Raw genomic sequence first — 15,593 nt, forward strand, 5'->3', positions numbered from 1 at the left:
GGTGTTCGAACATATTTTCGAGTTTTTCGCCAGACCTGGTCCCGGAACTTACTTTGGAGTAAGTTCGAGGCAACGAGCTGCAAAGGAGCAGTGATGTCCCAGGTTTCTCCCGGCACACCGAACCGTCGGCGGCGGCGCGATCTCACCGACCGGCATGTCGTGATCACCGGCGCGTCGTCCGGAATCGGGCGGGCCGCCGCGCTGGCGGCCGCCGACAAAGGCGCCGTCGTATTCCTGCTGGCCCGCCGCGGCGACGAACTGGCCGAGGTGGTCGCCGAGATCGGCGCCGCGGGTGGGCGCGCGCACGGCTACCAGTGCGATGTCACCGACGCCGAGTCCGTCGAGTCGACCGTCGAGACGATCCTCGATCAGCACGGCCACGTGGACATGCTGGTGAACAACGCGGGCCGCTCGATCCGGCGCGCCATCCACCGCTCCACCGACCGCATGCACGACTTCGAACGCACCATGGCGGTCAACTACTTCGGCGCGGTGCGGATGACGCTGGCGCTGCTGCCGCAGATGCGCGAGCGCGGCTTCGGCCACATCGTCAACATCTCCAGTGCCGGGGTACAGATCGCCACCCCGCGCTTCGCCGCCTATCTCGCCTCCAAGGCGGCGCTGGACAAGTTCACCGAGGTCGCCGCCATCGAAACCCTCGCCAACGGAGTCACTTTCACCACCATCCACATGCCCCTGGTGCGCACGCCGATGATCACCCCGAGCGGTGATCAGGGGCCCTCCGAATCGCCGGAATGGGCCGCGGCCACCATCGTCCGGGCGCTCAGCGAACGGCCCAAGCGCATCGATGTCCCCGTCGGCACCCTCGCCGAGTACGGCGGCATCATCACCCCGAAGCTGCGTGACCGCGTGCTGCACCGCTACTACCGCGCGCTACCGGATTCCCCTGCGGCCAAGGGCGAATCGGTCGAGCCGGTGGTCGTGGAAGCGACCGACGCGCCCGCGCCGAGGCCCAAGTCGGCGGCACGGAAGGCCACCGGCAGCGCCCTGCGCCGCGCGGCCCGCTGGGTGCCGGGCACGCATTGGTGATCAGCCGCTGAGGCGCTCCCGACAAGCCCTCGCATCGAGTCGTCTCGGGGGCGGGTGCGGGCGACGGCGAGGCGGGACCCAGGTCGCAGTCGCGGATCAGGCCGACGGGCAGCCGGCCTGGACGGCGGCCGCCGCGGAGAGTTGTTCCACCGCGGCGGGTTCCAGATAGGTGACCGGTTTGGCCGGGCCACCGCAGCTGGCTTGGCGCGGCGGTGCCGCGACGGTGCGGACCGTGACATGCCAGCGGCGGCCGTCGCGATGGGTGACGAGAGCTGCGCCGGCCAGCGTCGCGTCCTCGGCGGGCGCCTGGGCGGGAGTGACCGTGAGGTCGTCGAGCGCGAGGGGCGGGAGTTGTTCGCGCACGGCGATTTCGGCCACCTGCCCGATCGGGTCGTAGCAGCCGCGGCCGCGCAGGCCGGTCATGGACACCTCGCCCTGATCCGCGGCGGCGAGCAGGGTGCGGGCGGCGGGCACGTCGACCCGGCCGTAGGTCAGGCCCGACGGAAGCAGGACCACGGCGGGCGCGAAGCGGTGGCCGCCGGTGTGGGTGGCCTCCCAGACCCGGCCGGGGTTGTCGGCGGCCAGCGCGGCGGCGATGGGGCGGCCGAGCAGGGCGCAGCACTGGTCGCGCTTGCCGTGCGCGCAAACCAGGACCACCGGGTCGTCCACGCGCGCACCGATTCCCGGCGCGGGACCGTCGACGAGGCGCAGGTCGATGTCGAACAGTTCGCGCAGGTCGGTGATCTCGAAGCGCTCGCACCACGAGCCCTCCGGGCGGGACGAGGCCAGCAGGACAGTGCGTTTCCCGGTGAACTCGTTGCGGCCGGGGCGGCGGATCAGCGTGGGACGCACCTGAGCGGCCGTCGTCCGTGCGGCCAGTTCGGCGGTGATCTCCGGGCCGAGCACCTCGTCACCGATCACGTCGCGACCCCAGGCGCCGGGGTGCTCGACGCACAGCCAGCCGGGCACGTGCGCCGCGGTGCCGAGCATCGGCAGGTCGACGGCGGCCGCCGAGCAGCCCATGCCCTCGAACGGGTTCATGACAGCTCCTTCCGCGACCGCATCGCCGGGCCATCCGGACCAGGCGTCATTTCACTCTAGAGCCGTGTGTGGGCCGAGCGGTAAGGGCACCCTGTGTTCGGCTGTGCCGCGATACTCCCCTGCGTCGATCAGCAGACCGGCGACGCGGGCGCATTGTGATCCGGCCGCTGCCGTGGTCCTGGTGGATCACCGTGCACACACGGCGGTCCCGACGCGCGCCAGGTCGGGCACCGACCGCCGCTCGGCCGCTTCGAGCGCGCCGGACTCATCTCGTGCGCGGCGGACTCACTCGTAGACCCCCTCGGCGTGCCAGGAGTCGGCGTCGTAGACGAGCAGGACCACCCGGATCTCGGTGGGCGCGGCGTCCAACTGCACCTGGGCGCGGGCGACGGGGGTGGCCGGGTCGGTCGTGGTCCACCAGCGTTCGTCGACCGGCCACGGACCGGCCCAGCCGAGCAGGGCCCACTGCTTGCTGCCCCAGCGCAGGCGGAGGGGGTCGGCGGTGAACAGGCCGCGCGCGGTGACCTCGACGGGGACGCCGTCGGCGGCCGTCAATTCGACAGTGGGCCGGTGCAGGAGCAGCAGGGTCGGGGCGGGTTCGGGCAGGCGACCCGGCCAGGGCTGAGCGGGGTCGGCGGCGGGGGTGAGCTCGTCACCGAGGGCGATCATGGTGATGCGTTCGGCGGGACCGCGCCCACCACTGAGCACCCCCACCCGCACCGCCTCGCCGCCGAGCAGACCCTGCACCCGGACCAGGGCGCGGCGGGCCCGCTCGGTCTCCTCCCCCTCCCCGCCCCACAGACCCAGCTGCAGCGCGCCCGCGGCGACCACCTCCACCGGCTCCAGGCGCAGCGCGACGATCGGCGCGGTGGGGCGGTCGCGGTGGGTGAGCCAGCCGTCGAGCTGCCAGCGGATGCGGTCGGCGGTGTCGGGCGGGGTGAGCGGGCGGGCGCAGCGCCAGATGCGCGAGAGTTCCTCGCCCGCCTCGGTGCGCGCGGTGACGGCCAGCCGGGTACAGGCGACGCCCGCCGCGGTGAGCGCGGTGTGCAGCCGGGTCGCCAGGGCGCGACCGGCGAAGGCGGCCGCGTCGACCCGGTCGATCGGCGGGTCGCAGTCCAGGTCGACGGCCAGCTCCGGCGCCGCCTGCCGGGCCGAGGGCGGACGTTCCGGCAGGGCGCGGGCGAGGCGGTGGGCCTGCACCGCGTCGGCGCCGAAACGGGAGGCGACCTCGGCGGGGGTGAGCCGGGCGAAGTCACCGACGCGGCGTAAACCCAAGCGGTGCAACAGGTCTACCAGGTCGGCGCGCTCGGGCGGGGCCAGCGCCGGTTCGGCGGCCAGCTCGGCCACCGGCAGCGGCGCCAGATAGCTCGCGCCCTCGCCCGCCCGCACGATCGCGGCCCGCCGGGCCGCCAGCACCGCCGTGGACATGGCGTCGGCGATGCCGATCTGCGCCTCGGCGCCCGCCGCCGCGACGGCGTCGATGAGCCGCACCGCCGCCGCTTCCTCGGAGCCGAAGAAGCGGGTGGCGCCGCGCGTGCCGAGGACGAGCAGGCCGGGGCGCAGGACTTCGACGCCGGGAACGGTCGCGTCGACGCCCGCGACCACCGGTTCGAACAGCCGGGCATCGCGATCCGGATCATCTTGGGCGACAAGCAGATCAGGGCACCGCGACTGCGCTTCCCGGCGATTCAGCCCGACCCGCACGCCCTCGAGACGGGCGAGCGCCGAACACGACACCACCCTGCTCCCGCGCAGGACCGCCACCGGGCGATCCGCCGCCACCCCGGCCCCAGCGGCCGCCGCCACCGCGGACCAGTCGGGACACAGCAGCGCGAGCACCCGATCCGCACGCGTCATCGCGGCACATCCGGGTGCGCCGCCGCCGGCATGTACCGCAGGCCCGTCACGACACGGCCTCCCTGAGCTCGCGCACCTCGGCCGGGCGCGAAACCGGTTCGCGCGCGAGCCATTCGGTGCGGCCCGCGGCAGCGCACAGGTCTATCCGGCCGTGTCGCGGCGGGCCTGCCTTGGCGCTGACGCGCACGTCGAGGCAGACCGAGCGCAGGCGGCCACGGCCGGGACCCAGACCGTCGTAGCCGGTGACGCGGGTGTCCAGCCGCAGGGCCGGCTCGGTCCAGGCACCGCCCGCCACGACCAGGGTGGCGCCGCGATTGCGGGCACGGGCGGCCAGGACACGGCAGCGGGCGGGCGGGACGGCGCGCCCGCTGAGGCCGAGGACCACCAGATCGAGGCCGTCGAGCAGGACGGCGGCGACTTCGGCGGGATCGGGGCCCGGGTCGGCGATCACCGCCAGCCTGGACAACTGCGCGCCCATCTCGGCGGCGGCCAGCAAACCGAGCCGGGGCAGGCCGACCACCGCGGCGTACCCGCCGTCGCCGGTCACCGCGGCGAGCAGACCGGAGAGCAGCGAGTGCGCGCCGGAGTAGGCGACCACCGCGCCCTTGGGCAGCCCGCCGTCGGGCAACAGGTCGGCGAGCGGGCCGGGCACCGGCAGAAGATCGCGACGTAGCGGCTGGTCACCCGGCATGTGCCGGGTGGCGGTCTCGCGGCGGCCCTGCACCGCGGCCATGCGGCGGCGCAGGTCGGCGATCGCGCCCGCCCGCGCATCGACCTCGGGTGAGGACGCATCCGAACCCATCAACACCACCTACTTCCACGATGGACCCGTGAGCGGAGACCGCTCGGCGCCGGAATCACAGCACCGTTCCAGCTATCGATCGTATTCGAATATACGTTCGATAGCGACCAGCGTGACACCCACCCCTCCCCCGTGTCCACCGCGGGGGCCTTATACCCGCGCGCCGTGATACCGGCCAGTCATCGGCATATTCGGCTACCCTCGCACCCGTGACCGAACGTGCTCGTCCCCATATCGGCCCCGACTACCTCGTCGCGGGTCGCTACCGCCTGCAGTCGAAATTGGGCGGCGGTGGCATGGGCGCGGTCTGGCTCGCGACCGACCGGCTGCTGAACCGGGACGTCGCCATCAAGCAGGTGCTCTCCACGGCCGGTCTGAGCGAGGCCGAGGCCGAGGCGATCCGCAGCAGCATCGTGCACGAGGGCCGGGTGGCGGCCAAGCTGTCCCACGAGCACGCCATCGCCGTCTACGACGTGGTGCTCGAGGCCGGCGAGCCCTGGCTCGTCATGGAGCACTTACCCTCGCGCAGCGTGGCCAAGGCGCTCTCGATGGTCGACACGCTGCCCGCCGTGGAGGTCGCCCAGATCGGCGCGCAGGTGGCCGACGCGCTCGCCGCCGCGCACGCCGCGGGCATCGTGCACCGCGACATCAAGCCGGGCAACATCCTCGTCGCCGACCGCGGCCCCGATCTGGGCAAGGCCAAGCTCAGCGACTTCGGCATCTCCCGTGGCGCGGGCGACACCCACGGCGAGGACCCCGAGGGCATCATCACCGGCACCCCCGCCTACCTGCCGCCCGAGGTCGCCCGCGGCGCCACGCCCACCGAGGCCAGCGACGTGTTCTCCCTCGGCGCCACGCTCTACACCATGCTGGAGGGCCAGCCGCCGTTCGGTTTCGACAGCGACGAGAACGACGTCGTCACCAAGGCCGCGATGGGGCAGATCATCCCGCCCAGCCGCACCGGCATCCTCACCCAGCCGCTGCTGCACATGCTCGAGCCCGCGCCGCAGCGTCGCCCGAGCATGGCCCAGGCGCGCGACGAGATCCTCACCGCCGCCTTCGGTCCCGGCACCGCCGCCTACATCCTCGGCGTGCCGCTGCGCACCGAGGACGGCACCATCCCGTCCTGGGCCGCCCGCAACGGGGCCAGCGGCCTGCGCAGCCCGCACTCCGCGCCGCTGCCACGTCCCCAGCGTGCGCCCGTCGCCGCGCCGGCCGCGGCGCCGCGCACCGGCAGCTTCCTGGACAACCTGCCCAACGGCGCACCGCTGGCCATCGGCGCGGGCGTGCTGATCGGGCTGGTCATCCTCATCGCGATCATCATCGCGGTGATGTAGTCACTCGATGCGGCGGCGGTGGGCCCAGCGGGTCAACGCGTTTCGATTGGACTGCTGGGTTTTCCGGAGCACGTTCGAGGCGTGTGTCTCCACCGTCTTCACCGAGATGAACAGGGTCTCGGCGATCTCGCGATAGGTGTAGCCGCGCGCGAGCAGGCGCAGCACCTCGAGTTCGCGGGGCGTGAGCGAATCGAGTTCGGGGTCGAGCGGCGGCTCGGGGACCGGCGAGCGGCCGGTGAACGAGTCGAGCACGAAACCGGCCAGGCGCGGGCTGAAGACGGCGTCGCCGCCTGCCACCCGACGGATGCCGTCGGCCAGCTCGGCGCCGGAAATCGTCTTGGTGACATACCCCCGCGCGCCCGCCCTGATCACCGCGATCACGTCCTCGGCGGCGTCGGAGACGCTCAGCGCCAGGCACACCGGGCCCTCCGCGATCCCGGTCAGCACCGCGACGCCGCCGCCGTCGGGCATGTGCACATCGAGCAGCACCACGTCGGGGCGCGCGGCGTCGATCCCGGCCACCGCCTCGGCCACCCCGCCCGCCTCGCCGACGACCTCCATATCGGTCTCGCGGCTCAGCTCGGCGCGCACGCCCGAGCGGAACACGGCGTGGTCGTCGACCAGGAACACCCGAACACTCACTGACAGCTCTCCCTCATCCCACCGTGCGATCGGCTCGGTTCATCGGTACCACAGCGCGTCACCCCGCCGCCGATCCCGGCGCGGATCTCGCGGTGCTCAGTCGTGTGCGCGGTCCTCGGCCGCCGGGTGATCCGCTTCGGCCGGGCCCGGCCCGGCGACGGCGGAGCCCTCCGCGTCGCCGTCCGGCGCCGGTTCGGCCTCGGGCTCGGCGGTGCCGGAGTCGGTGCGCGGCATCACGATCCGCACCTCGGTGCCACGGCCGACGGTGGAGTCGATCTCGGCGGTGCCGCCCCGGCGTTCGATCCTGGCGCAGATGGATTTCGCGATGCCGCGCCGGTCGTCGGCCACCGTGGCGATGTCGAATCCGGCGCCGCGGTCACGGACGAAGATGCTCACCTGGTGCGGCTCGGCCTCGGCGAACAGGTCGATCTCGGGGACGTCGGCGTGTTTGGCCGCGTTGACCAGCGCCTCGCGGGTGGCGCCGAGCAGGGCGGTGAAATGCTCCTTCGGCAGGCCCGCGCCGGTGTCGCCGGGGTCCATCGCGACATCGCCGACGGTCACCGGGGTGACCTTCACCCCGTGCTGGTCCTCCACCTCACCCGCGATCGTGCGCAGCGCGGTGGCCAGGCTGGAGTGGGCGGGCGCGGTGTCGTCGAAGAGCCACTTGCGCAGTTCGCGTTCCTGGCTGCGGGCCAGGCGCAGCACCTCCTGCGGGTCCTCGGCCTGGCGCTGGATCAGGGCCAGCGTCTGCAGGACCGAATCGTGCAGGTGCGAGGCGATCTCCTCGCGTTCCTCGTTGCGGATGCGGGCGCCGCGTTCGGCGTTGAGCGCGCGGACCATCCGCAGCCACAGCGGCACCGTCAGCAGACCGGCGCCGATCAGGGTGACCGCCACCGCGATCAGCGCCGACCCGAGCGAACTCAGGTCGATCCTGGCCAGCACCACCACCCCGAGGCCGAGCACGATCAACGTCGCCCCGGCCACGATCCGCGACCAGGTGATCACCGACGGTCGCGCGGGCAGGCCGAACAGGGCGCGCGGGCCCGGCGCGGCGACGTCGTACTCGCGCCACACCAGCGCGGCGCCGACCGCGATCACCACGATCGGCGCGATGACCCGCGCCGCGGTGCCCTGGAACAGCCAGCCCACCGTCGCGGTGAGGCCGAGGCCGAGCAGGGCGAGGCCGATGGCCTGCCTGCGCTCGTCGCCGGTCGGCTTCGTCGCGTCACCGCCCGCGGGGGTGAAGATCCACAGCAGGCCGTAGGCGACCAGACCGGCGCCCATCAGCGCGGACAGCAGCACGAACGCCATCCGCACCTTGAACACGTCGACGTCGAGGTGATCGGCCAGTCCGCCGGCGACCCCGCCGACGACCCGTCCGCCGGTCCGCCGGACCAGTCGCCGGGTCTCCGCGGGCGGCGCGCCGATCGGCTCCGGCCCCGGCGCGGGCAGCATGCCCGGCCGGTAGCCGCGCGGGACGCCGTAGCCCGCGGGCGCGCCCTGATACGGCTGCATCGAGCGGTAGGACTGCGGCGGCAGATACGGCTGCGGCGCGCCGTAGACGGCGTGCCCGGCGCCGAAGGTGCGCGCCACGAAGCGCTGCGGACCCCGCGGCCAGTGCCCACCGCGCGGATTCGCGGCCGCGCCGGGACCGGACGCCGCGACACCCCGCGCCGGGCCGCCCGGGTTGTACGCGCTGCCGACCGCGGGACCGTTCGCCACGGGAGCGCCCGGCGCGCCGACCGCACCCGGTGCCGGTGCCCGGTACGCCGGGCCGGCGCCCGGATCAGCGGACGAGCGCGGTGCGGTGTTCCCCGGGACAGCGCCGAGCCCGGACGAGGCCACGGCCCCTGGAGCGGCGGTGCGCGGAGGAACAGACGGATCCATCCTTCGATAGTGGCACGCTCCGCCGACCCCCGGCATCGGGAATCTCCCTGATCTCGCCGCTTTCCGCGCATCGGGGACGCGGGCTGCCACACCCGCGCCGAGCCGATCACCCAACGCGCTGTGCCGCCGCCCGGCCGGGTGCCCACCCACCCGCCGCCCCGACCTGGGCAAACACTGTCCGGTCCGGACAGAAAACCCGCCCTACCTGGGCATTCACCGAGGCCACCGGACGGCCGACGACGCGCTCGGCGACGCCGGACCGGATAACCGGTCACCGCCCTCGCACCTGCGGTTATCCGCTCTTGCAGCGGGTTTCCGGCAGCCCGGACCATGGGCCGGTTCCTACGTTGATGTCAGGCCGGAATCCACGGCCGACAGTCAGGGGAGGAACGTTGAACATCATCACCACCGTGCTCGGGGCCACCGCTGTCGCACTCGCCACCACCGGGCTCGCGCCCGTCGCGGCGGCCGGTCCGATGGCGCCGCACGAGACCACCTATCTCGGGCCGGCGGGTTTCGAGCTGACCCTCGGCCACACCGACGAGTCCTACCGGCAGGTGCCCGCGCTCAACGCCATGCCGACCAACCGGGAGGTGTTCCTGAACAACACCGCCTATGTCACCGCGCCCGCCGGGGCCACCGGCACCCTCGAATCCGGCTACCTCGTCGCCTGCGCCGTGGATCTGGAGCTCTCGGTGGGACTCGACGGCGGCATCGCCGTCGACGCGGGGGCGTCCGCCGGATTCGGTTCGTCGGGGCCCGACGCGTCGGTCGACATCGGTCCGTCGATCTTCGCGGGGATCGACCTGAGCCTGACGCTCGCGCCGGGCGAGATCAAGAAGATCGATGTCGGCAGCATGCCACTCGGCTCCGGCACCACCTACCTGGTGAATCGCGACTTCCACCTGATGGTGGGCAATTGCGGTGGCCCGCTCAACATCTACTCCTGGGCGACCGTCACCGCGAGCACTCCGCAGGTGAGCGCGACCAACTCGATCTTCGGCGACACCATGTTCCTGTGATCGATCGGGGCCCGGCGAGGTGCCGGGCCCCGAACCACCAAATATCATTCCCCTCGGTCGTTTTCATCGAACGGGGGGTTCCTTGACCATCACCGATCCGCAGAGCGCTTCGCCGCGTGCGGTTTTCGCGCAGCGCTTCGCCGAACTCTATGCCGCCGCGGGCAATCCGACCCTGCGCCGGGTCGCCGCGGCCACCGAGCGGCGCATGCGCGGCACGCAGGCGGGCACCCCGTCACCCCAGCGGATCAGCGACTGGAAGGCCGGACGCAATGTGCCCGCCCGCTTCGAATCGTTGCTGCCGGTGGTCCTCACGCTCGTCGATCTCACCGAGAAGGCCCAGCGTGAGCTGCCACGCCGGCTCGCCGACCCGCACGAATGGCGCAGGCTGTGGCAGGAATCGGTGACCTGGACGGCCACCGCCACCGACGGCGACACCTGCCCCTATCCCGGCTTGCGCGCCTTCCGCGCCGACGAGCGCGCGCTGTTCTTCGGCCGGGAGCAGGCCACCACCGAATTCGTCGACCTGGTCCGCGCCACCACCGGCATCGTGGTGCTGATCGGCGCCTCCGGGGCGGGCAAGTCCTCACTGCTGGCCGCGGGCCTTCGCCCCGCCCTCGACCTGCCCTCGGCCACCATCACCCCGGGCGCCGCGCCGCTGGCCGCGCTCGCCGCCGTCGACACCGCCGAGCCGCGCGTCCTGATCGTCGACCAGTTCGAGGAACTGTTCACCCTGTGTCCCGACGAGGCCGAGCGCACGTCCTTCCTCACCGCCCTCGCCGACCTGACCACCCGAGCCGCCGACCCGCTCACGGTCGTGCTCGCCCTGCGGGCCGACTTCTACGAACGCTGCCTGCACCACCCGGTGCTGCGGGACAGCCTGCGGCGCAACCACTATCTGCTCGGTCCGATGTCGATGGAGGAGGTGTCGCGGGCGATCACCGGGCCCGCGACCGCGGCCGGGCTCACCCTCGAACAGGGCCTGGAAGAGCTGGTCCTCAGCGAACTGCGCGGGCTGGGCGCGCACGCCGACACCGACGCCTACGACCCCGGCTCGCTGCCCCTGCTCTCGCACGTGATGGCCGCGACCTGGCAGCAACGCGAGGGTCGCAAACTCACCGTCGCCGGGTATCGCAAGGCGGGCGGCGTCGCCGGATCGGTCGCCGAGACCGCGGAACTGGCGTGGAGCGAGCTGACGCCGGTGCAGCAGGAGGCCGCCCAGGATCTGCTCGGCTCGCTGGTCACCGTCGGGCAGGACGCGCGCGATACCCGGCGCACCGCCGGTCGCGCCGAATTGCTCTCCCGCAGCGCCGATCCCGACGCCACGGCGCAGGCGCTGGAGGTCCTCGCCGCCAGCAGGCTAGTCGCCCTCGACGCCGACTCGGTCCAGTTCACCCACGAGATCGTCCTCACCGCCTGGCCCCGGCTGCGCGGCTGGATCGCGACCGATCGCGTCGGTCACCTCGTGCGCCAGCGTCTGGAAGCCGACGCCACCGAATGGGAGGCCGCCGCCCGCGACCCCGCCCTCCTCTACCGCGGCACCCGCCTCGACACCGCCACCGAGCACGCGCGCGGCACCACCAGCCCCCGCTCCCGCGCCTTCCTCGACGCCTCCCGTCGCTCCGCCCGCCTCGGCAAGCGCTGGCGCGTCGGCGCCGCCCTGGTCGTCGTCGCCCTGCTCGGCACCGGCGTCGTGGCCTGGGACCGCGGCAAACTCGCCGACCAGCGCACCGCCGACCGCGACTACGCCGAACTGGTGGCGGCGGCGCAGCGGACCAGGGCCAGTGATCCGTCGCTGTCGGCGCAGTTGTCACTGGCCGCCTATCGGATGCGCCCTGACGAGTCGACGCTCACTCAGCTGCTGAATACGCAGGAACTGCCGCTGGCAGGCTCGGTCGTCGCGCACGATCAGCGGATCAGTGAGCTTGTCGGCCGATCCGGTGACGGCATGCTCGCCTCCGTCGGCTACGACGGAAAAGCCTTCTTCTGGGACACCATCGATCCGGCGCGCCCCCGGCGGCTCGGCGGCGAATTCCCCGTGCCGATCGATCATCTGGCCTTCGTTCCGCACAGCACCGACGCGGTGACCGACGGACCGTCCGGAGTACAGCTGTGGGATCTGGCTCGACCGGAATCGCCCCGGCTGCTGCACACCCTCGGCGTCGAGAACCAACACGGGATCGCGGTAGCCGGTGACGACACACGCCTGGTCGCGGTCAGCGCGGACGCGCTGACGCTCTGGCGAATCGGCGATCGCGACCGTCCCTCGCACGCCGCCACCATCGCGCTGTCCGGTGATCGTTCCAGACAACTGCACCGGGTCGCCGTCAGCCCGGACGGCAACCTGCTCGCGCTCGGCCGGACTCAGTTGGAGGTGGACGACGCCGATACCGTCGAGTTCTGGGATATCGGCGATCCAGGAGCGCCACGTCGGGTCGGTCCCGCGAAAACGACGTCGGGCAACACGCGCCTGCGCGACCTCGCGTTCAGCCCGGTCGGCCGCACGCTTGCCCTCGCCACCTACGGATCGACCGAGGCAACCACCGGCCAGTCGAGCCGGATCGAACTGTGGAACGTCGCCGATCCCCGCGATCCGCGTCGCGTCGGCGCCCCCTGGTACGCGGACAACGACGTGCTGAACTCGATCGCGTTCAACGTGGCGGGAACGATCCTCGCCTCCGGCTCGAACGGTGCCGGGCAGCTGTGGAACATCGCCGATCCGAACCAGCCGGTTCAGCTTGCGCCCACGATGTCGATCAGCCCCGTGCCGTGCCCGTACTACGTGATGTCACCGTGCAAGGCCGGACCCCAGTCGGTCGACTTTCTGTCCGGCCGGGGACTGGTGGCCGGGGCAGGAGACGACGGCGCGCTGCGAATGTGGTCACTGCCGAGGTCCGTGGTGGACATCGTTGCCGGCCTGCCGAAGACACCCGTCTTCGACCGGACCGGGAACCGGATGGTGGTCCTGTACGCCACCGGCACCATGGTGGTCTGGGATACCACCGACCCCGCCCGCCCGGTCCGGCTGTCCACGATCCCCGGCACGACGGACCTCGCCGATGCGGCGTTGAGCCCGGACGGGCGCACCCTGTCGGTGCACGACCGCGCGAGCAGCCAACGGCTCGTCTACGCGCTCGACGACCCGCGCAGCCCGCGGGCGCTGCCCGCTTGGCCTGCCCGGGGAACGGCGCAGTCGGTGGTCGGAAACAATCGCATGGCCGTCACCTACGGCACCACCGTCCAGCTATGGGATATCGGTGACCGGCTGGCGCCGGTGCGTCTCGGCCGACCGATCGACGCGGAACACGGCAACATCACCCGCGCGCAGCTATCGCCCGACGGAAAACGGATGGAGCTGATCTCGTTCGACATGGACGACCTGCCCCAGCCCTATCTCCGGCAGGTCTGGAACCTCGACGACCCACGCGGTCCGGCCCGCGTCGGTGGTGTCGCCCCCGACCCCGCCGGCGCCTTCCAGACTTCCGTCTACCTGCCCGACGACAACAGCTCGGTCGTCGCCGACTTCGATCACTTCCGGCTGTGGCGCCAGACCGAAGCAAGTCTCGAGCCACTGACAGAGTCGATCAGTACCGAGATCGCGCCGATCGTCTCGGCATCCGCCGCTGACGGCCTGCTCGCCACCGTCAGCGACGACGGCACCACCCTGCTGTGGGACACCACCGACCCGCGCGCTCCTCGCCGAGCCAGCGGCCCGATCGGCCCGGCGGACGGCCGCAATCGGCGAGCGATCCTGCACCCCGGCGGTGGCCACCTGGTATTCCTCACCGACAACGGCCAGCTCGGCGTCTGGGACCTCGTCCCGGAGCGGGTCGCCGACCGGATCTGCGCGGCCACCGGTGACCTGCTCACCGAACAGGTCTGGGAGCGCCAGCTCCCGCATGTCCCCTATCGCCCGCCCTGCTCCTGAACCCGGGCAAACCTCAGGGTTCCCCCCGATGCGGGAAAGGGCTGGCCGGGCAGACCATGGAGGGCATGAGCAGAACGAGCTTCGGTGACCAGATCCAGCAGATGTGGCATACGCGGCCCGTCCGGCTGCCGCGGCAGGGGCCGATCGCCGGTGTCGCGGCCGGGTTCGGGCTGCGGTACGGGATCGATCCGGTGCTGTTGCGGGTGGCGTTCGTGGTGTCGACCATCTTCGGTGGCGCGGGCATCGTGTTGTACCTGCTGGCCTGGCTGGTGCTGAGTTCCGCGGGGAACGAGGCCTCGGCCGCCGAGGCGCTGACCGATCACGCGCGCGGCGGGCATTCGCAGACCAAGACGATCGTGCTGATCGTCGCGCTGGCCATCGCGGTCTCGACCATGGGTCCGATCGGGCTCGGGCTCGGTGGGTCCGGCGTGGTCAGCATGGGGCTGATGCTGGCGGGCTGGTGGATGCTCTACATCCGGCATCCCGAACTGCCGACGGGCTTCGACACCTACCGCGCCGCGGCGTACGGCACCGGCGACTACCCGACCGTGGGCTACCCGACCGGCGTGCCGGTGCGCGGCTACCCGTACACCCCCGACGTGCCGCCGACCGGCATGTACACCCCCTACACGAAGCTGCCCGACGCCTACGTCCCCGACCCGGCCACCACCGTGCTGCCCCGCGAGGAAAGCCGCACGGCGACAGCGGAATCCACCCCGCTGCTGCGCGTCGACGCCACCGACACGGTCGTCCTGCACAAGGACGCGACGGACCCCGAGCCCACGATCGAGGTCCCCGCCGACGTCGTGACCTCCGCGACCGCGGTGGTGGACACCACGGACGTGACCGCCGACGGGTCCACCACGGAACCGGGTGAGCCCGCCTCGGATTCGGTCCAGCTGACCAAGTCCTCCACCGCGAGCTCCCCGACGGCGGACGACGAGTCCCCCCGAACCGGCGGCTCGTCCGAACTCGCTGCCGTCCAGGACGATCCGAATCCCGACCTCGACCAGCGCACCCCCGAGCCGGACCACCCGACGACGGTCCTGGCGAAGGAATTCCCGCAGCCCACCCCCGGCTTCCCGCGCGCGGGCGCCCAGGTTCCCCCCGGCATCGATCCGCTCAGCATCGCCCCGCTGGCCTGGGAACTCCCCGAGGCCGCCCCGCGCTACGCCGTGGCCGCCCCGCCACCGCCGAAGCGGCCGCGCTCGCGGCTCACCCCGGTGACCATCGGGCTGGCGATCCTGGCCGCCGCCGTGGCCGGTGCGGTCGCCGCCTCCGGCGTCGAATGGATGACACCGGCGCGCATCGCGGCCTTCGCACTCGCCGTCGTCGGCCTCGGCCTCATCGCCGGCGCCTTCCTGCGCCGGGGCTACGGGCTGCTCGTCCTCACCGCGCCACTGGCCGGGTTCGTCCTGCTCGCCTCGCTGATCGGGCCGATCGACTTCGAGGGCAGAAACATCGGCGAGCGGCTCTGGGCACCGACCTCGGTGACCGAACTGCAACCGCGCTACGCGCTCGACATCGGTTCGGGCACCTTGGATCTGCGCGGACTCGAGCTCACCGAATCCCGCACCGTGGAGGTCGCGGTGAACATCGGTGACGCGAAAGTACTCCTGCCGGAAGGAATGACAGTGAAGACCACCTGCGATGTCCGGGTCTCGGACTCGGGCTGTGTCGACGGGATCACCGGACCGAACACCCCCGGCGCCCCGGTCCTCGACCTGCGCATCACGATGCACCTCGGCGACGTGGCGGTGACCCGTGGCTGACCAGACCGCTCCCGGAACCCGCCGCCGTCCGGCCTTCTCCCTGCTGGTCACCGGCCTGCTCGCCCTCGCGGTGAGCGTGTGGGCCCTGCTCGGCGGGCCGACCCCCGGCGACGGCGGCATCCTGCCGATCGGCTGGGGCGTGGTCCTCGCGGCCATCGTCGTCGGCCTGCTGCTCACCTTCGCCCCGAGCCGCAAACGACGGTGAGAGACAACCGAACACCCTGAGACGAGAACGATGAACGACATCAACGGCTCCGG

General features: G+C 72.5%; 11 protein-coding genes. 6 read left to right on the plus strand and 5 right to left on the minus strand.

Annotation, left to right across the window (positions count from 1 at the left end):
• Positions 1-93 precede the first annotated feature (93 nt).
• Positions 94-1,050: an SDR family NAD(P)-dependent oxidoreductase gene (locus tag DFR69_RS09195; protein ID WP_110037065.1), complete on the plus strand. Its 957-nt coding sequence runs from the start codon at positions 94-96 to the stop codon at positions 1,048-1,050.
• 96 nt (positions 1,051-1,146) lie between these two features.
• Here the strand turns inward: DFR69_RS09195 and DFR69_RS09200 are convergent, their stop codons facing one another.
• From DFR69_RS09200 to DFR69_RS09210, 3 genes are all read right to left on the minus strand, one after another.
• A complete protein-coding gene (locus tag DFR69_RS09200; protein ID WP_110037066.1) occupies positions 1,147-2,091 on the minus strand; it encodes a sucrase ferredoxin in 945 nt (314 codons plus the stop codon).
• A 285-nt stretch (positions 2,092-2,376) separates the two neighbouring features.
• Complete coding sequence (locus DFR69_RS09205) at positions 2,377-3,948, minus strand: DNA polymerase Y family protein (protein ID WP_110037067.1); 1,572 nt, start codon at positions 3,946-3,948, stop codon at positions 2,377-2,379.
• Positions 3,949-3,994: 46 nt separating this feature from the next.
• Positions 3,995-4,750, minus strand: a complete 756-nt coding sequence (locus DFR69_RS09210; RefSeq protein WP_110037068.1) for a hypothetical protein — start codon at positions 4,748-4,750, stop codon at positions 3,995-3,997.
• A gap of 209 nt (positions 4,751-4,959) precedes the next feature.
• Here DFR69_RS09210 and DFR69_RS09215 point away from each other — a divergent pair, with 209 nt between their 5' ends.
• Positions 4,960-6,087, plus strand: coding sequence for a serine/threonine-protein kinase (locus tag DFR69_RS09215; RefSeq protein WP_110037069.1), 1,128 nt, complete (start codon positions 4,960-4,962; stop codon positions 6,085-6,087).
• Here DFR69_RS09215 and DFR69_RS09220 read toward each other — a convergent pair whose 3' ends face one another.
• Both DFR69_RS09220 and DFR69_RS09225 read right to left on the minus strand, forming a co-directional pair.
• Complete coding sequence (locus DFR69_RS09220) at positions 6,088-6,729, minus strand: response regulator (protein WP_373867128.1); 642 nt, start codon at positions 6,727-6,729, stop codon at positions 6,088-6,090.
• Positions 6,730-6,825: 96 nt separating this feature from the next.
• The gene (locus tag DFR69_RS09225) at positions 6,826-8,184 is read right to left on the minus strand and encodes an ATP-binding protein (RefSeq protein WP_110037525.1); all 1,359 of its coding nucleotides are present in this window, start codon (positions 8,182-8,184) and stop codon (positions 6,826-6,828) included.
• Between the two features lie 824 nt (positions 8,185-9,008).
• Here DFR69_RS09225 and DFR69_RS09230 point away from each other — a divergent pair.
• The 4 genes from DFR69_RS09230 (at position 9,009) to DFR69_RS09245 (ending at position 15,540) form a co-directional block, all read left to right on the plus strand.
• On the plus strand, positions 9,009-9,638 hold the full coding sequence (locus DFR69_RS09230) for an MspA family porin (RefSeq protein ID WP_167456203.1): 630 nt from the start codon (positions 9,009-9,011) through the stop codon (positions 9,636-9,638).
• Between the two features lie 82 nt (positions 9,639-9,720).
• Entirely contained in the window at positions 9,721-13,563 is a 3,843-nt protein-coding gene (locus DFR69_RS09235) for an NACHT and WD repeat domain-containing protein (RefSeq protein ID WP_110037072.1), read from the plus strand.
• A 65-nt stretch (positions 13,564-13,628) separates the two neighbouring features.
• Positions 13,629-15,335, plus strand: a complete 1,707-nt coding sequence (locus tag DFR69_RS09240) for a PspC domain-containing protein (protein ID WP_308633275.1) — start codon at positions 13,629-13,631, stop codon at positions 15,333-15,335.
• Positions 15,328-15,540: a hypothetical protein gene (locus DFR69_RS09245; protein ID WP_110037074.1), complete on the plus strand. Its 213-nt coding sequence runs from the start codon at positions 15,328-15,330 to the stop codon at positions 15,538-15,540. Before DFR69_RS09240 ends, DFR69_RS09245 begins: the two co-directional genes overlap by 8 nt.
• Positions 15,541-15,593: the final 53 nt, after the last annotated feature.

Origin of the sequence: Nocardia neocaledoniensis (assembly GCF_003182135.1) — a bacterium.
Classification (GTDB): Bacteria; Actinomycetota; Actinomycetes; order Mycobacteriales; family Mycobacteriaceae; genus Nocardia; species Nocardia neocaledoniensis.

Bases quoted from the DNA above. Each gene is read 5' to 3' on its own strand.
- DFR69_RS09205 (WP_110037067.1), bottom strand. From the start codon at position 3,948: ATGACGCGTGCGGATCGGGTGCTCGCGCTGCTGTGTCCCGACTGGTCC.
- DFR69_RS09210 (WP_110037068.1), bottom strand. From the start codon at position 4,750: ATGGGTTCGGATGCGTCCTCACCCGAGGTCGATGCGCGGGCGGGCGCG.
- DFR69_RS09240 (WP_308633275.1), top strand. From the start codon at position 13,629: ATGAGCAGAACGAGCTTCGGTGACCAGATCCAGCAGATGTGGCATACG.
- DFR69_RS09225 (WP_110037525.1), bottom strand. From the start codon at position 8,184: ATGCTGCCCGCGCCGGGGCCGGAGCCGATCGGCGCGCCGCCCGCGGAG.
- DFR69_RS09195 (WP_110037065.1), top strand. From the start codon at position 94: ATGTCCCAGGTTTCTCCCGGCACACCGAACCGTCGGCGGCGGCGCGAT.
- DFR69_RS09200 (WP_110037066.1), bottom strand. From the start codon at position 2,091: ATGAACCCGTTCGAGGGCATGGGCTGCTCGGCGGCCGCCGTCGACCTG.